Genomic DNA, 21,010 nt, shown 5'->3' with positions numbered 1-21,010 from the left:
CCGGTCAGTACGACTGGAGCTCGACCAGGTTGCCCTCGGGGTCACGCAGGTGGGCGGCGCGCAGTGTCGGCCCCCAGCCGGGGAGGGCGCGCGCGGCCGCCACGAGGGTGCCGCCGTGGCGCTCACCGGTCTCGGCGGCGGCCTCCAGGACACCCTCGCCCGCGGGCACCCGCAGCACCAGGACCGTCACGTCCTGCCCCGGGGATCGCGGCGCGGGGGCGGGGGCGCCGACGTCGGCCGCCATCGCCGCGCGGTCGTACAGCGAAAGGAGGGTCTGCCCGTCCAGGTCCCAGCTGGCGTAGGGACCCTCCTCCACACCCCTGGCCGGGGTCGCCCCGGCGACCCCCTCAAGGAGGCCCCGGTAGAAGCGGAAGGTCCCGGGGAAGTCGTCCACGAGCAGTCGCGGATGGAGTGCGTCCATGGTCGTGCCTCATTCGTTGGTAACTACCAATGATTGGAACTATCCTACGGTATGGGCATGACAGTTCCACCCTTCTCCCAGAGCCTCCTGGAGCAGGACGTCTTCGTCCTGTCCAACCTCGCCCTCGCCGTGCGCAGACGGCTGACGGAACGCTTCGCCGAGCTGGGCCTGAACCGCTGGGACGTGGCCGTGCTCGCGGTCCTGACCGACCACGGACCCATCGTGCAGCGGGCCGCGGGCGCCCTCCTGGGCGTCGATCCCAGCGACATGGTGGACATGGCCGAACGGCTCGTGGCGGCCGGATGGGCCGGACGGGAACGCGACCCCTCCGACCGCCGCCGCTACCTGCTCACCGTGACGCCCGAGGGGCGGGAGGTGTTCGAACGCGCCCGCCGGGAGGAACTGCGGGTGCGCGAGGCCCTGCTGGCACCGCTCGGCGAGGAGGACCGGGAGCGGTGGGCCTCACTGCTGCGCCTGCTCCACGGCCACGTGCGCTCGGGCTCCCTCGACGCCCTCCTGTGAGCGGCCCGGCCCGGTGGCGGGGCGAGCCGTCCAGGGTCGCGGCTCGACGCCCTCCCGTGGGCGGGGTCCGGGGCTCAGAGCAGGTGGGCGGCCTTGAGGGCGAGGTGGACCAGCAGCCGTTCCTGCCCGTCGGCCAGGTCACGGCCCGTGAGCCGCTCGGCCTTGCCCAGACGGTAGTAGAGCGTCTGGCGGTGCACGCCGAGCGCGGCGGCGGACTCCTGGACGTGGCCGGCCCGGTCGAGGTACCCCTCGACGGTCCTGGCCGCGTCCGCATCACCGAGCAGCCCGGTGACCTCCCCCGCCAGCTCCCCCAGTTCGGCCCGGGACAGGCGGGTGAGCATCCGGTAGACGCCCAGCCCGGACCAGGCCGCGACCGGGGCGAACTCGGGCACCCGCCCGGCGACCCTGAGCGCCCGTACGGCCTCCTGCCAGCTCCGCCAGGCCTGGGCCGGGTCCTCCCGCGAACCGCCCACCCCGGCGGCCGTGCCGTACATGACCTGGACCCTCGACGCCAGCTCGATCGCCTGGCCCGAGGGGACGAGCAGGGCGGCGGCGGGTTCCCCCGAGGTGAGCGGCCCCGGGTCGGCGAGCACGGTCCTCGGCAGCGTCCAGAGGGCGGCCACCCGGTCGGGCGAGGTCCTGACCGCGACCGCCGTCACCGGGCCCGTCACGTCGAGCCGCGCCAGCGCCTGCGCGCGCTCCTCGGCGTCGGAGGAGAACAGCTCCCGCAGACTCCTGCCCAGGTGCTGACGGCGGCGGGCGTCCTGGGCGAGCGTGGCGGCGGCCTGGGCCACGAGGCCGGAGATCGAGGCGAGCGTGCCGTCGTCGAGGGTGCCGTCGTCGAGCAGCCACAGGTAGCCGTAGGTCACACCGTGGTAGCGCAGCGGCACGCAGACCCTGGCCAGCACGCCGAGCTCGGCGTCGGCGGGGATGCGCACCGGCCCCTTCGCGCCCGCGATGCCGTACCCCTCGAAGTAGGCACGCACCTCCGAGGTCGCGCGGCGGCGCAGAATCGACTCCTGGCGGACCGTGTCGATGTCACCGCTCTGCGCGGCGTAGGCGAGAAGCTGCAGCGAGCGGTCCTCGATGGTGGCCGAGGCCCCGACCCGGTCGGCGATCTCGTCGACTGTCTCCTGTAGCACTCCCCCATTGTTGTACATCTGTATGAAATACGATCACACCGGTCGTGGCAGATGCACATGGGGTTGACGGAACGTCCGTTTTAGTCTAGAAGCATGCTCGGTTCCCTTCTTCTCGCCGGGTCGCGGATGCCGCTGGTACGGCGCGCGGTCTCCGGCGTTCCGCTGACCCGCAAGGTCGTCGACCGCTTCGTGGCGGGTGAGGACGTCCAGCAGGCCGTCAAGGCCATCCGGCGGCTGACCGACGCCGATCTCGCCGTCACCATCGACCATCTCGGCGAGGAGACCCGGGACGCCGACGCCGCGGCCGCGACCGCCAACGCCTATGTCGTGCTGCTCGACGCGCTGCGTGAACTCGATCTCGGCTCCCGCGCCGAGGTCTCCGTGAAACTCTCCGCCGTCGGCCAGGCGCTCGGCGCCGACGGTGACAAGATCGCCCTGGAGAACGCCCGCCGCATCTGTGAGGCCGCGGCGGGCGTGGGGTCGAGCGTGACCTTCGACATGGAGGACCACACCACGGTCGACTCGACCCTCTCCATCCTGCGGGCGGTGCGCGGGGACTTCCCGTCCACGGGGGTCGCCCTGCAGGCCTACCTGTTCCGCACCGAGGACGACTGCCGCGACCTGTCCCACGAGGGGTCGCGGGTCCGTCTGGTCAAGGGCGCCTACGCCGAGCCCGCCTCGGTGGCCCACCAGGACAAGGGCGAGGTCGACAAGGCCTACGTCCGCTGTCTTCGGATCCTGATGGCCGGGCAGGGATACCCCATGGTGGCCACGCACGACGACCGGCTGATCTCGATCACCGAGACGCTCGCCGACCGCTTCGGCCGCTCCCGGGGCGGCTACGAGTACCAGATGCTCTACGGCATCCGCACCGACAAGCAGCAGGCCCTGGCCGGCGCCGGGCACACCATGCGCGTCTACGTTCCCTACGGCGACGACTGGTACGGCTACTTCATGCGCCGCCTCGCCGAACGCCCGGCCAACATCGCCTTCTTCCTTCGCGCCCTTGGAGGCAAATGATGGATGCCATCTCCAACGTCCCGGCACCGGTCAACGAGCCCGTCCTCGGCTACGCCCCGGGAAGCCCGGAACGCTCCGCACTGGAGAACCGCCTCAAGGAGCTGACCGGGGCCCAGCTCGACCTGACCATGACGATCGGCGGCGAGCAGCGGATGGGCGGTGGCGCCCTCCTCGACGTGGTCCAGCCGCACAACCACGCCTCGGTGCTCGGCCGTACGGCTGAGGCGACCGCCGACGACGTGCGGGCCGCGATCGACGCCGCGCTGGCCGCCGCTCCCGCCTGGCGGGCCCTGTCGTTCGACGAGCGGGCCGCGATCTTCCTCAAGGCGGCCGACCTGCTGGCCGGGCCGTACCGCAAGACGCTCAACGGCGCCACGATCCTCGGCCAGTCGAAGTCGGTCCAGCAGGCCGAGATCGACTCGGCGTGCGAGCTGATCGACTTCCTGCGCTTCAACGTGGCCTACGCGCGTCAGCTCTACAGCGACCAGCCCGCCTCCTCGCCCGGGGTGTGGAACCGGATGGAGTACCGCCCGCTTGAGGGCTTCGTCCTGGCCATCACGCCGTTCAACTTCACCGCCATCGCCGGGAACCTGCCGACGTCGGCCGCCCTGATGGGCAACGTCGTCGTCTGGAAGCCCTCCCCCACCCAGCAGTTCGCCGCGCACTTCACCATGCGCCTGCTGGAGGAGGCGGGCCTGCCCCCCGGCGTCATCAACATGGTGACCGGCAACGGCTCCGCCGTCTCCGAGGTCGCGACCACCCACCCGCAGCTGGCGGGCATCCACTTCACCGGCTCGACCGCGACCTTCCAGCACCTGTGGGCGACGGTCGGCACCAACATCGCCTCCTACCGGTCCTACCCCCGGCTGGTCGGCGAGACCGGCGGCAAGGACTTCGTGCTCGCTCACCCCTCCGCCGACCCGGCGGTGCTGACCACCGCGCTGGTCAGGGGCGCCTTCGAGTATCAGGGGCAGAAGTGCTCGGCGGCCTCGCGCGCCTACGTCCCCCGGTCCGTCTGGGCGGCCATCCGTGACGACCTCGTCGGCAGGGCCGAGTCGCTGACCATCGGCGACGTGGCCGCCGACCTGTCCACCTTCATGGGCGCGGTCATCGACGAGCGGGCCTTCGCCAAGCACAAGGCCGCGATCGACCGGGCCCGCGAACTCGACTCGATCGAGGTGCTGACCGGCTCCTACGACGACTCGACCGGCTACTTCGTCAAGCCGACCGTTCTGGTCTCCGGCGACCCGACCGACGAGATCTTCGTCAAGGAGTACTTCGGGCCGATCCTCGGCGTGCACGTCTACGACGACGCCGACTTCGACACGGTCCTCGACCAGATGGAGAGCGTCTCGCCGTACGCGCTGACCGGTTCGGTCATCGCCCAGGACCGCTACGCGATCGCCTCTGCCTCCGAGCGCCTGCGCTTCGCGGCGGGCAACTTCTACGTCAACGACAAGCCGACCGGGGCGGTCGTCGGCCAGCAGCCCTTCGGCGGCGCCCGTGCCTCGGGCACCAACGACAAGGCCGGGTCGATCTTCAACCTGATCCGCTGGGTGAACGCCCGCACGATCAAGGAGACCTTCGTCCCCCCGACCGACCACCGTTACCCGCACCAGGGCTGACCTTTCACACGAGACGGCGCCCGGGACCCACCATCCGAGTCCCGGGCGCCGTCTTCGTCCTCGTAAGCCCGCAGGCGGCCGTTGCGAGGTTCTCATCCCCGGGGGGCGGCGGCCTTCGCCGTCGGACCCGGATCCGGGTGGCCGTCCCGGGTGTGCCGCGCGGCGGCGGGGATCACCAGGGCCGCGCCGACGGCGAGCAGGCCGAGCAGCGCGGAGAGCAGGTAGGTCTTGAGGAAACCGCTCTCCGCGGGGACCCCCGCGACGGCGCCTGACGCCAGCACCATGCCGCCGAGCTGCGCCCCGAAGGTGCCGCCGACGCTCTTGGCGACGAAGACCACGCCGCTGACCCCGGCCGCCCGGTCGGCGGGCACGTCGGCGGCCACGACGTTGAGCGCGGAGGTGAGACCGATGGAGACGCCCAGTCCCACGACCGTCACCCCGGCCACGATCTGCCACGGGGAGGCGTGCCAGAAGGCGAGCATGGCGGTGCCCGCCGGGACGAGCCCGCTTCCGAGCACCAGCACGGCGCGCCGCCCGAGCAACCTGGTCATCGGCCCGACCAGCGGCGCGACCAGGGTGCCCGCGACGCCCAGCGGGAACATGTACAGACCGATCCGCAGGGTGTCGGCGCCCAGGCCGTAGCCGGTCTCCACGGGCAGCGACAACATCATCGGCAGCGCGACCGCCAGCCCGAAGGAGGAGAAGCCGAACACGAACCCCATCGCGGTCACCCCGGCCGGAGAACGCCCGGCCAGCAGCCTCAGATCCACGAGCGGGTCGCCGGAGCGGAGCTCGACGGCCGCCCACAGGCCCAGCGTCAGCACCGCGGCCGCGAGCAGGGCAACGGTGGCGGGGGCCGCCCAGCCCCAGCTCGCGGAGGTGGTGAGGCCCAGCATGAGCAGGGCGAGCCCGCCGCCGAGCAGCAACCCGCCCGCCCAGTCGACGCTCCCGGAGGCCGCGCGGGGTGTGGCGGGTACCGTGCGCCAGGCCCACAGCGCCGCCACCAGCGCACCGGCCAGGGTCAGCAGGAACAGCCACCGGTAGCCCAGCGCCGAGGTGAGCGGCCCGGCGAGGACGAGGCCGAGCGCGCTGGCCAGGGCTCCGACGCCGATGACCAGGCCGTTGCCGGTGGCGCCCTGCTCGGGTGCGAGGGTGTCGCGGAACAGGCCGACGGTCAGCGGCAGCACGCCGAGCCAGACGCCCTGCACCGCCTGGCCGCAGATCAGCACGAGCGCGTTGGGCGCCAGCGCGGAGACGAGGGCTCCGGCGCCGGTGACCGCCATCAGGGTGAGCAGCAGGGCGCGTTTGTCGTAGGTGTCGGCCAGGCGGCCGACGATCGGGGTGCTGATCGCCGAGCTGATCAGCCCGCCCGTGAAGATCCACGCGATCTCGGTGGGTGAGGCGGCCAGCTCCCGCTGGATGAGCGGGAGGGCCGGCGACAGCATCATCTCCAGCAACTGGAAGACGCCGATGAACAACACCGGCGCGCCGATGATGCCAAAGCCGGATCGGGACATGGTCGTGCCTTTCGGGTGGGGGGGGTTGGTGTAGGCCGCGCGTTCCCCGACCCGCGGCCCGGCTAGGCGGGCCCGAGCACCTTCGGCGTGATCAGGGCGTGCGCGACGTCGACGAAGAACTCCTCGGAGCCTTCGTGGACACCGAGCACGACGCTCTGCCCGAGCCCGGACAGCAGGCCCTTGAGCGCACGGGCCAGGCGCACGGCCTGCTTCTCCGTGACAGGTGCCCCGTCGTGCCCGCGGCCGGTGAACAGCGCGGCGAGGCCGACCTCGGTCGACCTGATCGAGGCGTTGAGTTTGCCCAGCAGCTCCGGGTCGTTGAGCACGAGGTCGAGCACGCGCGTCTCGAACAGCAGCTTTCCCACGGCGTCCGGATCGGCCGACATCCGCTGGAACCGGCGGGCGACCTCCGCCACGACCTCCTCCAGTGACAGCCCCGGGCCGCAGGCCTCGATCTGCCGCAGGTCGAGCGGGCCGGTGTAGTCCTCGACCATGGCGACCATCAGGTCGTTCTTGCCGCCGAACAGCGAGTAGACCGCCCCCGTCGTCAGGCCGGCCAGCTCGGCGATGTGCTCCAGCTTCGCCTGTGAGCCCTCCTTCCCGACGACCTCACGCGCCGCGTCGATCAGCGCGCGCCTGTTTGCCGCCTTGCTCTCCGCCCTGGTCAGCCGCATGGCGTCGACCTCTCCTCGTCTGCTGTCCGGCAAACAATAATCTGGTTTACTAGAATAATCCAGATTATCAGGAGGCCGAAGATGAACGTCGACCTGTACATGAGCCGGGTGCCCGACTACACCGCGTTCCCGACCGTGGACCGGATGCACGCCGAACTCGACGAGCTCGCCGCCGCCCACCCCGACCTGGTACGGCTGCGCCGCATCGGCACCTCCCGCCTGGGTGAACCGCTGCGTGTGGCGACCGTCGGCTCCGGCCCCCACGATGCCGTGATCATCGGCGGCCCCCACCCCAACGAGCCCATCGGCTCGCTCACCGTCAGCAACCTGCTGCGCCAGCTCGTCGAGGACGCCTCACTGCGCGAGGGCCTCGGCTACCGCTGGCACCTCATCCCGTGTGTCGACCCCGACGGGGCCCGGCTCAACGAGGGCTGGTACACCCGGCCGAGCGACCGCCGCGCCTACGCCGAGCACTTCTACCGCCCCGCCGAGGCCGACCAGGTCGAGTGGACCTTCCCGCTGACCGGCGAGGACTACTTCTTCGACCGCACGCTGCCCGAGACCGAGGCGCTGATGCGGCTGATGGACGAGGTCAGGCCCACCTTCGTCTACTCCCTGCACAACGGTGAGCTCCAGGGCGCGTTCTACTACCTCAGCAAGGACGACCCCGCGCTCGCCGCCCGCCTGACCGCCATCGCGACCGCCCAGGGACTGCCCCTGCACATGGGGCCGCCCGAGGTGCCGAGTGCCGTCCCGATCGGCCCCGCCGCCTACCGGACCCCCAGAGGCGCCGACCTGGGGCCGGTCTACGGCATCGGCGGCGGAAGCGTCGACTACGCCGAACGCTTCGGCGCCCTGCACCTGGTGACCGAGCTGCCCTACTGGGCCGACCCCCGCGTCGCCGACGAGACCCCGACCGGCCAGGGGTACGGCGAGACGCTCCAGGCCGGTCTCACCGCGCAGCGGGCACTGATCACCGAGCTGGCGCGGTCCATGTCGGCGGTCAGGGCGGACCTGACGGTGCACTCACCGTTCCGCCGCGCCCTGCAGGACTTCCTCGACACCTACGAGGACTTCCTCTCCGAGTGGAACTCCTTGCCCGGCGCGGACCGGCCCGCCACGGTGGCCGAGGTGGTCGGCAGCCGGCAGGTCGCGCACAGCATGCGGCTGAGGTACGGCGGAACGTGCCTGCGCCTGCTGGACGCCGAGATCGCCGCGGGAAACGTGACCCCTGCCATCCGGGCCGAGCGCGCCCGCGTGAAGGCGCTCTTCGACGCCTGGTTCACCGAGGCCGAAGCCGACGCGACGGCCACCCCGATCCCGATCCGCGCGCTGGTCGCCGTACAGCTCGGGGCGGCCCTGCTCGCGGCGGAGTCGGCGAGGTGACCGGCGGCCCGGAGTCCCCTCCGGGCCGCCGGCCGGTACGAGAAGCTCAGCGGCGGTAGGCCCAGATCAGGCCGTCACGGCCGGAGGGCGCCGCGCCGACCGCCCAGCCGGAACCGCCGCTCTCCAGCTGGATCGCGAGGTCGCGGACGGACGCGTTCCGGTTCGGCGGCGCCGGGAAGACGCCCGGCTCGACGCCGTCGACGCCGATGTGCAGGAACGCGCTGCCTCCGCCCTTGTCGTCGTAGACGACCCAGGCCCCGCCTCTGCCGTCGGGCTCGGCCTGGGCGCGCGGCTGGATGCCCGGTTCGCCACGGACCTCGAAGTTCCAGCTGCCCGGGTAGCCGGACAGCAGCAGGGTCTCCCCGCAGAACTTCGCACCGCCGCACGGCCAGGCGGCCCAGCCGACGGCCATCACCCGGCCGGTCTCGCCGTCCATCGCGACATCCGTCAGCTCCGAGATCTGACCCGGACGCGCGGTCGGGAGCGCAGGAAGCTCGACCGCGCGCCAGGCCTTACCGGTCCAGTGGGCCAGAGCCGCCGTGCCCCGCGCCGAGCCCGCCGCCCACGAGCCGTCGAGTCCCTTGACCACGATCGGCGTGGGGACCTTACGCCACACCGACCCGGCCAGGCGCCGCAGTGTGGACCGCGCCTTCCACCCGGCGGCGCCGGCCTTCGGGAACACGTTGGTGTTCTCGACGACCCACAGGTTCTCCCCGATGGAGTAGGCCCGGTCCACCCGGCCGTGGCTCCACGGCCTGACCTGCCAGCGCCTGCCGTCCCACCGGGCGTATCGCGACGCGCCGAACGCCCAGACCCTGGTGTCGGAGGCCGACGCCAGCCGCTTCACCCGGAAGCCCGGCCCGGTGACACGTTTGAAGGCGGACCGGCCGCCCTTCAGCAGGAGCTGCTCCGAGCCTCTCGTCCCGGCGACCCAGACCGCCCCGCCCGGCGTCACCGTCACCGCGTCGTAGGAGGCGCGGCGGTCGTCGTGGACGACACTCCACTGTCCGGCCGGCGCCACGGCGTGGGCGGCGGCCGGCTCCGCGGCGACGAAGAGGGCGACGACTGCAGCGGTGCCGCGAAACAACAATCCCATAAGGGTGAGACGCGCATTCCTGGAGAAAAGTTGCATGCCGACGGGGCGCGACCGGACGGCGAGGGCCCGCGTCGGGCCTGCCGGGGAGGGTACGGCGGCGCCGCCGGGTCAGCGGCGGGACCCGCGGACGCCGGGGCGCGGCGCCGCCGGCCCGGTGGCTGCGGCGCCGCGCTTCGGTCAGCCGGTGTAGGACGGCCTGACGACGACGGGCTCCTGCGGACCGGCCTTCCTGACCGAGGGCCGTTCGTCGGCGGGCACCGGAGCCGCCGTGGGCCGGTCCTCGGCCGGTACCGGGGCGGACGTGGGCCGCTCCTTGGCCGGTGCCGGGGCGGACGTGACGGACGGCTTCTGGTCGGCCGCGGCCGTGCCCGCGAGGCCCCCGAGACCCGCGGTCAGGGCCAGCGCCGCGCCGATGCCGACGAGCATGGCTTTGATCTTCATAGGTTTCCCCTGTTCATTTCGAGTCGGGCCTCAGCCCCGTACGACGACCGGAGTACCGATCGCCAGGTTCTTCGCCATCCAGGTGATGTCGTCGTCGCTGACCCGGACGCAGCCGTGACTGGCCCGCGTACCGATGGCCGAGGGCTTGTTCGTCCCGTGGATCGCGAGCTGCCCCGGGCCTCCCGCGAAGCTCCTCAGCACCGGTGAGAAGCCGCTCAGCCCGAAGGCGTAGGCGCCGTAGGCCCCGTCCTGGTCGACGGGCCTCACCAGCTCGGTGAGGAAGTACCGGCCCGGCGGCGTCGGTGTGCCCGCTTCGCCCGTCGCGACCCTGCCCGTCCTGACGGCCCTGTCCCCGTCGTAGACCGTGAACCCGAACGCCCCGCGATCGATCTCCACCCGGTGGGCGGTCTCCGCGAGCGTCACGTCGGCGGCCTTGATCCAGCCCTTGCTGCCGTTCGGCCGGATCGGCAGCAGTACCTGGAGCCACTTGCCCTCGTCACGTTCCACCAGGAAGACACGCGTCACGCCGTAGTCGTTGGGGCTCGTGATCGTCCTCGTCCGCGCCCCCTCCTTGGCTCCGTAGACCGTGATCCGGGATCCCCTGACGCTCGCGATCTTCGAGCTGACACCGCCCGCCGGTCCGGGCCGTGTGGCACGGCTCACGTCGCCCATCGGCTCGGACCGTGTGGCACGGCTCACGCCACCCGCCGTTTCCGGCCGTACGGCGCTGCTCGTGTCGCCCGCGCAGCCGGTCAGCAGGAAGGCGAGTGCCGCCGCGGCGGCCGTGCGAAGCAGGTTGGTTCTCACCTGCCGCAGCCTGGCGAGAGAATGTGTGAAACCTGTTTGGTTGTCATGCGAATCCCATATGCACCCCCGGCAGGGGCATAACCTCAGCCCATGTGCGCGTACGTGCTGGTCGCCGAGGACGACCCCAAGCAGGCCGAACTGCTCAGCCGGTATCTGGAGCAGGAGGGCCACGAGGTCCTCGTCGTGCACGACGGTCGTTCCGCCATCGACGAGGCACGGCGGACGGATCCCGGCCTCGTGGTGCTCGACGTGATGATGCCGAAGGTCGACGGGCTGGACGTCTGCCGGGTGCTGCGTGCCGAGTCCGACCTGCCGATCCTGATGCTGACCGCCAGGTCGACCGAGGACGACCTGCTGCTGGGACTCGACCTCGGCGCCGACGACTACGTCGCCAAGCCGTACAGCCCGCGTGAGCTGATGGCCCGCGTGCGGACCCTGCTGCGCCGCACCGGGAGGTCCCACGGCGCCGACCGGCAGGTGTTCCAGGCGGGCGACCTCCTCGTGGACCCGGTCAGGCACGTCGTCACCTCGGCGGACACACCGGTGGACTGCACACCCGTCGAGTTCCGGATCATCGAGACGCTGGCCGCCGAGCCGGAGCGGGTGTTCACCAGGAAGCAGCTGCTTGAGCGCATCCACGGCTTCGACAGGTTCATCACCGAACGCACGGTCGACGTGCACGTGATGAACCTGCGCAAGAAGATCGAGCCTGACCCGCGCCGCCCGGTCCGGCTGCTGACCGTGTACGGCGTCGGCTACAAACTGACCCGCGCATGAGGTCGTTGTTCGCCAGGTTGCTCACGAGTTCCGCCGTCGTCGCGGTCTGCTCGATCACGGCGACCGCGTGGCTGGCCGCCAGCAGCACCTCCGGCGCCATCCGGCAGGAGCAGGGCCAGACGCTGGCCAGCGACGCCCGGATCAACAACAGCCTTCTCGGTTACGCCTCCCGTCACTCGGACTGGTCGGGCGTCGCCACGACCCTGCGCGACCTCGCCGCCCAGAACAACCGCCGTATCGCGCTGGTCACCGAGAACGGCGCCCTCATCGCGGACTCGGCGGCCACCGGGACCGCGCTGCCCGCCAGGGTCTCGGCCGTCGTCGACCCGCTGGCCGTGGACGTGACCCTGGTACCGGAGGCGGCCAAGGACCGTATCGACCCACGCGCGGTGGGTCCTTTCCTGCTGTCGGCCCGTGATCGCGCCCGGCTGAGGAAGGCCGCCGACACCTACGCCGCCTGCGCGGGCCGCACCGGGCAGGCCGTACGGGTGGACGTCTCGAACTCCGGCAGGCCCGTCGTCACGCCGCTCGGCCAGGGGGGCGGTCGGGAGCCGACCCCGGCGCCGAGACCGGCCCCGACCGAGGCTCCCACCGTGATGGGCCCCTGCGACGCCACCGCCCTCAGCAGGCCGACGCGCAGCGAGAAGGCCGCGCTGAAACAGCTCAACCTCCTGGTCGGCAGGTGTCTCAAGGGCAAGAGCGGGGAAAAGGGCTCGGTCGGCCTCGACCTCACCTGGGTCTCCCAGGAGAGACAGCCGGCCGCCGAACCCGACCAGACGATCTCCTCCTGCATCGTCACCGCCCGCAGGCAACAGCTCGATCCCTACGTCGCCCCCGCGGCGTACCTGTACATCGGCTCCCCCGCCGAGGGCTCCGGCCAGCGCATCCCGCTGCCCTCGATCGCCGGTGCCGCCCTCCTCGTGCTCGTGCTGACCGTGGGCGTGAGCGTCATGGCGGCCAGACGCCTGGTCAGACCGGTCAACGCGCTCACCCACGCCGCGCAGCGGATGCGCGACGGGGACAGCTCCGCCCGCGTCACGGTCAGGACCACCGGCGAGATCAGCGAGCTCGCCACGGCGTTCAACGAGATGTCGGAACACCTCCAGCACATGGAGGAGCAGCGCAAGGCCATGGTCAGCGACGTCTCCCACGAGTTGCGCACACCGCTGAGCAACCTCAGAGGCTGGCTGGAGGCCGCCCAGGACGGCGTCGCCGAGCTGGACCCCGCACTGATCGCCTCACTGGTCGAGGAGACCCTGCTGTTGCAGCACATCGTCGACGACCTCCAGGAGCTCGCCCTCGCCGACGCGGGCAAACTCCGTCTGCACGTCGAGCCCGTCCACCTCGGCGACCTTCTCGACCAGGTGGCCACCGCCCACCGTGGCCGGGCCGAGGCCGCCGGGCTCACGCTGACCACGACGGTCACCGGCGACCCCCCGCTGACCGCCGATCCGGTACGGCTCCGCCAGGCCGTCGGCAACCTGGTGACCAACTCCCTGCGCTACACCCCACGTGGCGGGCACATCACGCTGGGCGCCCGTCAGGACGGCGACCAGGTCGTCGTCGAGGTGACCGACACGGGGATCGGGATCGGCGCCGAGCACCTCCCCCATGTCTTCGACCGGTTCTGGCGGGCGGAGAAGTCCCGTAACCGCCAGACCGGCGGCAGCGGGCTCGGACTGGCCATCGTGCGCAACCTGGCCGAGGCGCACGGCGGCACGGCCACGGTCGCCAGCGTGCCGGGCGTCCGCACGACGTTCGCCCTGCGTCTTCCGTCGCGGTGACGCCGCGCCGCCGGGGGCGTACGCGGCGCCCGTGGCTCCCGGATCCGAGTCCCCGGCGCCGCCTGCGCCATGCCGCTCGTTGTCCGCTCGCTTGCGCCGCTCCTGGAAAGCCTCCGCCGCTCCTAGAAGAGGGTGAATCCGCCGTCGATCACCACCACCGAGCCCGTCATGAAGCTGGAGGCCTGGCCTGCCAGGAAGACCACCGCCGGGCCGAGTTCCTCAGGCAGGCCGTACCGCTTCATCGCGGCGGGCTCGACGCACCATTCGCGGTACTCCGGCTGGTCCACGGGGGACGCCTCGGTGAGGATGTAACCGGGGGCGAGCGCGTTGACCCGTATCCCGTACGGTGCCCACTCGGCGGCCAGGGCCTTGGTCAGCTGGTGCACCGCCGCCTTGGAGGCCAGATACGCGGGCTGCCACCGGGGCCGGTTGACGATCATGGCCGACATGGAGCCGATGTTGACGATGCTCCCGCCGCCCCGCTCGGCCATCCGCGCGCCGACCGCCTTGCTGCAGTACCAGACCCCGTCCAGGTTGGTGGCCAGCACCTCGCGCCAGAGCTCGTCGGGGGTGTCCAGAGCCGCCCGGCCGATGCTGATGCCGGCGTTGTTGACCAGTACGTCGATCGGGCCGAGCCGCTCGCCGACCAACTCGACCATCCGATCGACCTGGACCGGATCGGTCACCTCAAGACCGACGGGCAACGCGGTGATCCCGGACGCCTGGAGCTCACCGGCCGCTCGCTCGGCGGCCTCGACGGTGCGGGCGGTCACCGCGACCGCCGCCCCCGCCTCACCCAGTGCCTGGGCCAGGGCCCGGCCGATGCCACGGCTGGCTCCGGTGACCACGGCCACCTTGCCCTGCAACGAGAACGAATCCAAGACGGTCATGTCGTCTTCCTGTCGGTTGGCTGTCGTGCGGTCCAGTGCAGCGTCATCGAGAAACGCAACGGTGCTCCGGGCTCGACGATCTGGTAGTGGTCGGTGTTCAGGCCGTTGACCGGCCCGGACAGTGGTTCGACGCAGACGGCGTCGGCTTTGGTCTCACAGACGATCCAGTGACCGGCCGCACTGGCGACGGTCAGGTCAAGCGTGGGCCAGCGAAGGACCGGCGGGCTCGCGACGGCGGTGAAGGAGTCGTCCCACGGCCGCGGGCCGGTGGAGGCGGACAGATGCCGCGGGATGCCGTCCTCGTCACAGACATAGCGCAGACCGGGTTCGAAGCGGTAGGCGAGCTCCGGCCCGCCGTCGATCCTGCGCGCGAACCACGGGTGGAAACCGACGATCGCCGGCATGGCGCGGCGTTCGTTGGTCACCGTGGCGCGTACCGTCAGCGCGTCCGGCGTCAGCTCGAACTCCTGCCGTACGGCGCCGCCGAACGGCCATCGCCCGTCCAGCTCGATGCCGATGGCCGCGCCGACGGCCGCTCCGAGGGTCGCGGTGCCGTCGACGGTCCAGGGGCGGTCGAAGACGAGACCGTGCAGGGCGTGCGGGGCGAGGTTCGCCGGTACCGTCCACTCCCGCCCGGCGAAGGTGAACCGGGCCCCTTCCAACCGGCCGACGAACGGCGCCATCAGGAAACTGCCGTACATGATCCGGTCCAGGCCGGCGGGGCCCGCGCCACCGGCGCCCAGCAGCTCCGCGCCGCCCACTCGCAGGGAGGTCAGGCGGGCGCCGTCTTCGGGGTCCACCCGGACGGCGGCGGCCCCGGCGGTCAGTTCGATCATTTGACGCTCCCCGCGGTCAGTCCTCCCACCAGATGCCGCTCGACGGTGATGAACAGCACCACGACGGGCACCGTCGCTATCAGCGAGGCGACGAAGAGGTATTGGTAGTTGGTCTGGTTGAGGCCGACCAGTTGCTGGATGCCGACCGGCAGGGTGACCCGCTCATGGGTCGGGTCGTTGAAGACGGTCAGCGAGATGACGAACTCGTTCCACACCTGGATGAAGGTGAAGACCAGCGCGGTCACCAGCCCCGGGCGCACCACCGGCAGCATGATGCGCAGCATCCGGCGCATCGGCCCGAGCCCCTCCATCATGGCCGCCTCCTCGATCGCGAAGTCGACGCCGGCGAACTGGCCGTTCATGATCCAGGTGACGAAGGCGAGGTTGAACGCCGCGTTGACCACGACGATCGCCCAGTACTGGTTGACCCCGTCGACGTAGACGACCTCCTGGTAGATGCCGACGACCAGGGCGACCGGGGCGAGGACCTGCGTGATCAGCACAAGGTTCAGGAAACCGGTCCTGCCGGTGAACCGGTTGCGAGCCGTGTAGTACGCGGCCGGCACCGCGATCACCATGACCAGCGCGGTCGAGGCGGCCGCGATGATCAGGCTGTTGCGCAGCAACATGGTGAGCGGCAGCACGTCCCACACCTTCACCCAGTTGCTCCACTCCCAGTGCTGCGGCAGGTAGGTGGCGGGCACCGCGTAGAGGTCGGCGCCATCCTTGAACGAGGCCAGGAACATCACCGCGTACGGGGCCAGGAAGAACGCCGCGACGACCAGCCCGGCAAGCGGCAGCGCCACCGGGCGCACCCGCCGCCACACCCCCCGGTCCGCCCGGCCGGGCGCCACCACCGGGACGGGGCCCGCCGGAGGCCGCCGGCTCCATCGCCGGCCCAGCCGCTCGGTCAGCGCCGCCCAGGCGCGGCCCAGCCACGTCTGCCGTTCCTTGTCACCGTTGACCGCACGCAGGTACAGCAGCACCACGACGATGAGTATCAGGACGTTGAACACCGAAAGCGCGGCTCCCTCCCCTGTGTTCAGCTGCTGCCGGAAAGCGATCTTGTACGCCCAGGTGAGGGTGATGTCCGAGAAGTTCCCCGGGTTGCTCCCGGTGATGACCCAGATCACCGGGAACGAGTTGAACACGTAGATGGTGACCAGGATCGTGGCGATCACCAGGGCCGGGCGGAGCAGCGGCAGGGTGATGTATCGGTATGTCTTCCACGGCCCCGCGCCGTCCAGCTTTCCGGCCTCGTACACCTGCGGATCGATCGCCTGCAACCCGGCCAGCAGAACATAGGTGGTGAACGGGATGGTCACCACGATTCCCACCCCGACCACCGACCAGAAGGCGTACCGGGGATCCTGGTACCAGCCGATCGGCGCGCCGATCACGCCGAGGTCCATCAGGAACCGGTTGACGATCCCATTGCCGCCTTCGAGCATGTACCGCCACACCGTCGAGGTCATCACCAGCGAGGTCGCCCACGGCACGATCAGCGCCCAGCGCACCAGGCGCCGCCCGAAGAACCGCTTGTTCAGCAGCTGTGCCAGGCCGAGCGCGGCGACGATGGACACGCCGACCACGAGCAGCACCCACACCACCGTGTTGCTCAGGACGTTGACCAGCGCCGGTTCGGCGAGCAGGCGGCGGTAGTTGGCCAGCCCGGCGAACCCGTGGCTCACCCCGGTCTCGTCGGTGAGCTGCAGCGACGTCCACACCATGCGCAGTGCGGGCAGCGTGATCACCGCGATGATGAGCAGAACGCTCGGCGAGATCCAGGCCAACGACCGCCATGTGCGGTGCCGCATCCTCGGTGTCACGGCTCAGCCGCCGTTGCCCTGCGTCGCCGCGGTCTGGACCTGGTCCAGAACCGACTTGGTGTCCGCACCGGGGGTCAGCGCTGTGCCGAGCTGCGCCTCAAGGGTGCCCTGCGCCTTCGGGAAGCCGGGGTCGGTCGACGGGTAGAACTTCGCGATCGGCAGCAGATCCAGGTACGGCGCGAAATCGGGCTCGTCCTTCAGGGCGGCGGACGCCGTCTTTGTGGTCGGCAGGAAGCCCTGGCTCGTCAGGAAGCGCACGTAGTTGTCGGTCTGGTAGAAGAAGTTCAGGAACTTCGACACGGCCTCCGTGTTGCCCGGGTTCTTGAACGACACCAGATAGTCCTGCACCCCCAGGGTGAACGGCTTGGTGCCCTTGTTCACCGGGATGGGGGCGATGCCGTAGTCGACGGTGGAGTTCCACTGCTTGAACAGGCTGGGGGCGAAGCTCGCACCCATGATCATGCCCGTCTGACCGTTGGCGAACGGCCGGAAGACCCCGTCGGTGCGGTTCGTCTGACCCGGGTTCGGCTGTGTCACCTGGTAGACGTTGGCGAGGCAGCTGAGGAAGTTCAGGCTCTCGACGTTCCGATCGCTGCTGACGCTCCACTGGTCGTTCGACTTCCAGTCGCCGCCGTTGGACCACATCCACAGGGACCACTCGCCCTGGTTCTCCTCGCCGCCCAGCGGCAGGCCGTACCCGGTGTACCCGGCCGCCTTGATCTTCTGCGCCGCGGCCACCAACTCGGCCCAGGTGGCCGGGGGCTTGTCGATCCCGGCCTTGGCGAAGATGTCCTTGTTGTAGAACAGCGCGCGGGTGCTGGCGATCAGAGGCAGGCCGTACTGGCTGCCCTTGTAGAAGCTGTTCTCCTTGAACGACGGGATGAAGTCGTTCCCGACCTCCGGGGAGACCAGTGAGTCGATCGGCTGGAGCAGTCCGTTCGCGGCCCATCCGGAGAACTTGTTCTGGTTGAGGACGTCCGGATACTGCTTGGTCTGGATCATCGTGCTGACCTGCTGGTCGATGTTGTTCCAGTCGATGATCCGGATGTTGACCTTGTATCCCGGGTTGGCCGCCTCGAACTTGCCCGCGAGGTCCTTCCAGTACGCCTCGGTGGTCCCGGTGTAGGCGCCGCCGACGAAGTTGATGGTCTTGCCGCTCGCCGCGGTCTTGGGCAGCCCGGTTCTGAGCGAGGCCTGCTGGACGTGGAGGCTCCGGCCGTCTCCGCCCGGCCGCTTCGGCGACGCGCCGGCGCCGGCCGCCGCCCCACTCGTGATCTTGTCGCAGCTCGCCTGGTCGAGGGCGGCCCCCGAGGCGGAGGGGCCACCCGCCGCACAACCCGTGGCCGCCAGCACCGTGCACGCACTCACCAGCGAGAACAGCTGAGCCCTGCGCCTTACTCTCATGTCACACCGTTTCCTGCTTGAAGCTCTACCTCGCCGGGGGTGGATCAGAGTCGCGAGGTTAGTTAAGGGTAACTACATACCCACCCCTGTCAATAGGTTTCGGTCTGCCGTATTAGATGGTTTAGGTGTCAACACATCAGGTAGATCGTTTGAGTTACGGATCCATGTCGCCCTCACCCGAACCGGTATGTCAGAATCCCGTACATACCTAGTGAGAGCGGTAGTGCGGTGTGGCCACCTAGCGAGACCCCCCGGTTCGGGCAGCCGACCGTCCTGATGACCGCGGTCAAGGCCGGGCGCGTCAACCAGGGCCGGGTACTGCAGGCGCTTCACGACCTCGGTCCGCTGTCCCGGGCCGATCTGGCCCGGTTGACCGGAGTCAGCCGGGCCACCATCGGATCGATCGTGCAGCCCCTCCTTGAGGGAGGGCTGCTCGTGGAGGGCGAACCACAACGCGGCGCCGCCCCCGGCGGCAAGCCTGCCCGTCCACTGTGGTTCGCTCCGGACAGCCCGCCCCTGGCCGCGGTGCACCTGGTGCCCGGCTGGGTGGAGGCCGCGCTGGTGAGGGCGGACGGCGGGATCCTGGCCGTCGCCAGCGGGCGCTTCCGGGCCACCGCCCCCGCCGCCACGGTGGTCGACTGCGTGGTCGACCAGCTCAACGCGGTCCTCGCGGGAAGCACGGCCCGGGCCCTCGGCGTGGGCATCGCGGTCGGCGGCATCGTCGAGTCGACCAGCGGAACCATCGTCGCCTGCAACCTGATGCCGGAGCTCTCCGGCCTTCCGCTCGGCCCTCTGGTCTCCGAGCGGATCGGCCTGCCGGTCCACCTCGATCTGCACCCCCGGGCCCAGGCCATAGGCGACCGCTGGTCCGGTCCAGGCCGAGGCGAACAGTCCTTCGCCTCCATCTACATCGGTGAGGCGATCGGCGCGGGCCTGTTCCTCAACGGCGCCATCCACTGCGGACCCGCCGGGGCCGGCGGCGAGGTCGGGCACACCGTCGTGGACATCCGTGGACGAACCTGCCGATGCGGCCAGCGCGGCTGCTGGGAGACCGTCGCCACACGCGACTGGCTGCGCGAAGAGGCCGCCCGGCTGCGCCTACCGGCCGCGCGGGCGATGACCACGGCGCTGCTGGCCGGCCTGTCGGCCGCGGGCGACGCCGACGCCAGGGAGTTGTTCGAGCGGTACGCCCACAACATCGCCCTCGGTGTGGTGAACCTGCAGCAGATCCTCGCCCCGGGCCTGTTCATCCTGCACGGCGACGTGACCGCCGGTGGCGAGGCGCTGCGCGGCCGCGTCGAGCGGCAGGCACGCAGCCGCCTTCCCGCGCGGTCGGCGGCCGGACCGCAGATCACCTTCGGCCCCGCTCATGACCGCACCACCCTGCTCGGCGCAGCCGGTCTGGTGCTGTCCCGATCCTTCCCGCTCGTCGGCTGAACCCGCGCCCGGAGGAGGAGCACATGTCAGCGATCGCGTGTCACAACGGTCACCGGCGCGAGCCGTATATTGAGGCGGGGGAAAGATCACGCACGACCACGCCCTGCCTGGGCGCGCCGCATTGGGTATTCCGTCTGGATCGAGAGGGGCTGTAGCGTGCCGTCGGATTGGACGCGCCCGGAGACACCTGCTCCGCCGCCCCGGCCTTACTCACCGCTGATCTCCCCGAACACGGTCAGCCAGGTGAACCGCGCCCGGGTGCTGCAGGCGCTCTACGACGTCGGCCCGCTGTCCCGCGCCGACCTGGCGCGGCTCACCGAGGTCAGCCGGGCGACGATCGGCTCCATCGTGCAGCCGATGATCGACAGCGAGATGCTGGCCGAGGGCGACCCCCAGCCCAGCAGCGCGGCCGGCGGCAAACCGTCACGCCCGCTGTGGTTCTCTCCCAACAGCCCGCCCATCGCCGCCGTCCACCTGCTGCCCGGACACGTCGAGACCGCGCTCGTCAGCGCGGGCGGCACGATCCTGACCACGGCGAGACGCGAGTATCCGGCGGACACCCACGACACCGGCCTGGTCGTCGGCGCGGTCGCCGACGCGCTGGAGGAGCTGTTCGCCCCGAACCGACCGGCCGCCCTCGGCGTGGGCATCGCGGTCGGCGGCATGGTCAACACCGACAGCGGCACCATCGTGCAGGTCAACCTGGCTCCCGGTCTGGCGGGCCTGCCGCTCGGCCCGCTCATCGCCGACCGCACCGGCCTGCCCGTCTACGTCGACCTGCACCCGCGCGTCCAGGCTCTCGGTGACCGCTGGTTCGGGCAGGGACGCGGCCTGTCCACCTTCGCCTCGCTCTACGCCGGAGAGGCGCTCGGCGTGGGACTGGTGCTGAACGGTTCGGTGCACCGCGGGCCCGGCGGCGCGGGCGGCGAGATCGGGCACAGCATCGTGCAGGTCGACGGCCTCCCCTGCCACTGCGGTCAGCGCGGCTGCTGGGAGACCATCGCCACACACCGCTGGTTACGCGAGGAGGCGGCCCGGCTCAATCTGCCCTCGGCGCCCACGTTGACGGTCGGGCCGCTGACCCGCCTCGCCGCCAAGGGTCACCCCGGGGCGGCGCAGCTGTTCGACCGGTACGTCGACAACCTCGCCGTCGGTATCACGAACATCCAGCAGATCCTCGCCCCCGGCCTGTTCATCCTGCACGGCGACGTGGTCGCGGGCGGCGAGGCGCTGCGCGGCAAGATCGAGCGGCAGGTACGTCAGCGCACCGCCGCCCATCCGGGCAGCCAGCCGCAGATCGCGTTCTCCGCCCTGCACGACGACTCCACCCTCCTCGGCGCCGCCGGGCTCGTGCTCTCCCACTTCCTCCAGCTCACCCCCTGAGGCGGCCTCCCGGGACCGG

The 21,010-nt window shown here is 71.0% G+C and carries 19 protein-coding genes; 8 read left to right on the top strand and 11 right to left on the bottom strand.

What is annotated here, in order from left to right; genetic code table 11:
* Positions 1-4: 4 nt before the first annotated feature.
* A complete protein-coding gene (locus tag ACFOYY_RS03845) occupies positions 5-421 on the bottom strand; it encodes a glyoxalase/bleomycin resistance/extradiol dioxygenase family protein (RefSeq protein ID WP_386187873.1) in 417 nt (138 codons plus the stop codon).
* Between the two features lie 57 nt (positions 422-478).
* On the opposite strand from ACFOYY_RS03845, the gene ACFOYY_RS03840 reads away from it, so the two are divergent.
* Positions 479-943 (top strand): MarR family winged helix-turn-helix transcriptional regulator, encoded by a 465-nt coding sequence (locus ACFOYY_RS03840; protein ID WP_352011944.1) that lies wholly within the window; start codon positions 479-481, stop codon positions 941-943.
* A gap of 74 nt (positions 944-1,017) precedes the next feature.
* Here the strand turns inward: ACFOYY_RS03840 and ACFOYY_RS03835 are convergent, their stop codons facing one another.
* Positions 1,018-2,085: a PucR family transcriptional regulator gene (locus tag ACFOYY_RS03835; protein WP_386187869.1), complete on the bottom strand. Its 1,068-nt coding sequence runs from the start codon at positions 2,083-2,085 to the stop codon at positions 1,018-1,020.
* Between the two features lie 93 nt (positions 2,086-2,178).
* Here ACFOYY_RS03835 and ACFOYY_RS03830 point away from each other — a divergent pair, with 93 nt between their 5' ends.
* Together ACFOYY_RS03830 and pruA are read left to right on the top strand one after the other, a co-directional pair.
* Positions 2,179-3,105 carry a proline dehydrogenase family protein gene (locus ACFOYY_RS03830; RefSeq protein WP_352011942.1) on the top strand — a complete coding sequence of 309 codons (927 nt, stop codon included), beginning with the start codon at positions 2,179-2,181 and terminating at the stop codon, positions 3,103-3,105.
* A complete protein-coding gene (pruA, locus tag ACFOYY_RS03825) occupies positions 3,105-4,730 on the top strand; it encodes an L-glutamate gamma-semialdehyde dehydrogenase (RefSeq protein WP_362912139.1) in 1,626 nt (541 codons plus the stop codon). Before ACFOYY_RS03830 ends, pruA begins: the two co-directional genes overlap by 1 nt.
* A gap of 92 nt (positions 4,731-4,822) precedes the next feature.
* On the opposite strand, the gene ACFOYY_RS03820 is transcribed toward pruA, so the two are convergent.
* Together ACFOYY_RS03820 and ACFOYY_RS03815 are read right to left on the bottom strand one after the other, a co-directional pair.
* Positions 4,823-6,247 (bottom strand): MFS transporter, encoded by a 1,425-nt coding sequence (locus tag ACFOYY_RS03820; RefSeq protein ID WP_362776099.1) that lies wholly within the window; start codon positions 6,245-6,247, stop codon positions 4,823-4,825.
* A 62-nt stretch (positions 6,248-6,309) separates the two neighbouring features.
* Positions 6,310-6,921 carry a TetR/AcrR family transcriptional regulator gene (locus ACFOYY_RS03815; protein ID WP_362911712.1) on the bottom strand — a complete coding sequence of 204 codons (612 nt, stop codon included), beginning with the start codon at positions 6,919-6,921 and terminating at the stop codon, positions 6,310-6,312.
* Positions 6,922-7,002: 81 nt separating this feature from the next.
* Here ACFOYY_RS03815 and ACFOYY_RS03810 point away from each other — a divergent pair, with 81 nt between their 5' ends.
* Positions 7,003-8,307 carry a M14 family zinc carboxypeptidase gene (locus ACFOYY_RS03810; RefSeq protein ID WP_386187863.1) on the top strand — a complete coding sequence of 435 codons (1,305 nt, stop codon included), beginning with the start codon at positions 7,003-7,005 and terminating at the stop codon, positions 8,305-8,307.
* A 46-nt stretch (positions 8,308-8,353) separates the two neighbouring features.
* Here ACFOYY_RS03810 and ACFOYY_RS03805 read toward each other — a convergent pair whose 3' ends face one another.
* The 3 genes from ACFOYY_RS03805 to ACFOYY_RS03795 all read right to left on the bottom strand — a co-directional run bounded on the left by ACFOYY_RS03805 (position 8,354) and on the right by ACFOYY_RS03795 (position 10,651).
* Positions 8,354-9,397, bottom strand: a complete 1,044-nt coding sequence (locus ACFOYY_RS03805; protein ID WP_386187861.1) for a hypothetical protein — start codon at positions 9,395-9,397, stop codon at positions 8,354-8,356.
* Positions 9,398-9,580: 183 nt separating this feature from the next.
* Complete coding sequence (locus ACFOYY_RS03800) at positions 9,581-9,844, bottom strand: hypothetical protein (protein WP_362776106.1); 264 nt, start codon at positions 9,842-9,844, stop codon at positions 9,581-9,583.
* A 30-nt stretch (positions 9,845-9,874) separates the two neighbouring features.
* Positions 9,875-10,651, bottom strand: a complete 777-nt coding sequence (locus tag ACFOYY_RS03795; protein WP_386187858.1) for a L,D-transpeptidase — start codon at positions 10,649-10,651, stop codon at positions 9,875-9,877.
* Between the two features lie 90 nt (positions 10,652-10,741).
* Between ACFOYY_RS03795 and ACFOYY_RS03790 the strand changes: the two genes are divergently transcribed.
* Positions 10,742-11,428 carry a response regulator transcription factor gene (locus ACFOYY_RS03790; protein WP_352011934.1) on the top strand — a complete coding sequence of 229 codons (687 nt, stop codon included), beginning with the start codon at positions 10,742-10,744 and terminating at the stop codon, positions 11,426-11,428.
* A complete protein-coding gene (locus tag ACFOYY_RS03785) occupies positions 11,425-13,212 on the top strand; it encodes a sensor histidine kinase (protein ID WP_386187854.1) in 1,788 nt (595 codons plus the stop codon). Before ACFOYY_RS03790 ends, ACFOYY_RS03785 begins: the two co-directional genes overlap by 4 nt.
* Positions 13,213-13,334: 122 nt before the next feature.
* Here ACFOYY_RS03785 and ACFOYY_RS03780 read toward each other — a convergent pair whose 3' ends face one another.
* Genes ACFOYY_RS03780 through ACFOYY_RS03765 form a run of 4 tightly spaced genes read right to left on the bottom strand, consistent with a single transcriptional unit; the run spans position 13,335 to position 18,171 of the window.
* On the bottom strand, positions 13,335-14,102 hold the full coding sequence (locus ACFOYY_RS03780) for an SDR family NAD(P)-dependent oxidoreductase (protein WP_352011932.1): 768 nt from the start codon (positions 14,100-14,102) through the stop codon (positions 13,335-13,337).
* Positions 14,099-14,938, bottom strand: coding sequence for an aldose 1-epimerase (locus ACFOYY_RS03775; RefSeq protein WP_386187850.1), 840 nt, complete (start codon positions 14,936-14,938; stop codon positions 14,099-14,101). Before ACFOYY_RS03775 ends, ACFOYY_RS03780 begins: the two co-directional genes overlap by 4 nt.
* Complete coding sequence (locus ACFOYY_RS03770) at positions 14,935-16,731, bottom strand: ABC transporter permease (protein WP_386187848.1); 1,797 nt, start codon at positions 16,729-16,731, stop codon at positions 14,935-14,937. The genes ACFOYY_RS03775 and ACFOYY_RS03770 overlap by 4 nt, the downstream gene beginning before the upstream one ends.
* 39 nt (positions 16,732-16,770) lie before the next feature.
* Positions 16,771-18,171 carry an extracellular solute-binding protein gene (locus ACFOYY_RS03765; protein WP_352011929.1) on the bottom strand — a complete coding sequence of 467 codons (1,401 nt, stop codon included), beginning with the start codon at positions 18,169-18,171 and terminating at the stop codon, positions 16,771-16,773.
* A gap of 276 nt (positions 18,172-18,447) precedes the next feature.
* On the opposite strand from ACFOYY_RS03765, the gene ACFOYY_RS03760 reads away from it, so the two are divergent.
* Entirely contained in the window at positions 18,448-19,608 is a 1,161-nt protein-coding gene (locus ACFOYY_RS03760; protein ID WP_352011928.1) for an ROK family protein, read from the top strand.
* A 243-nt stretch (positions 19,609-19,851) separates the two neighbouring features.
* Positions 19,852-20,991 (top strand): ROK family protein, encoded by a 1,140-nt coding sequence (locus tag ACFOYY_RS03755; protein WP_352011927.1) that lies wholly within the window; start codon positions 19,852-19,854, stop codon positions 20,989-20,991.
* The last annotated feature ends 19 nt before the right edge of the window (positions 20,992-21,010 follow it).

Origin of the sequence: Streptosporangium jomthongense, assembly GCF_042650425.1 — a bacterium.
GTDB lineage: Bacteria > Actinomycetota > Actinomycetes > Streptosporangiales > Streptosporangiaceae > Streptosporangium.
Note: the sequence above shows the minus strand (reverse complement) of the source record. Positions and strands in the feature narration are given on the sequence as shown.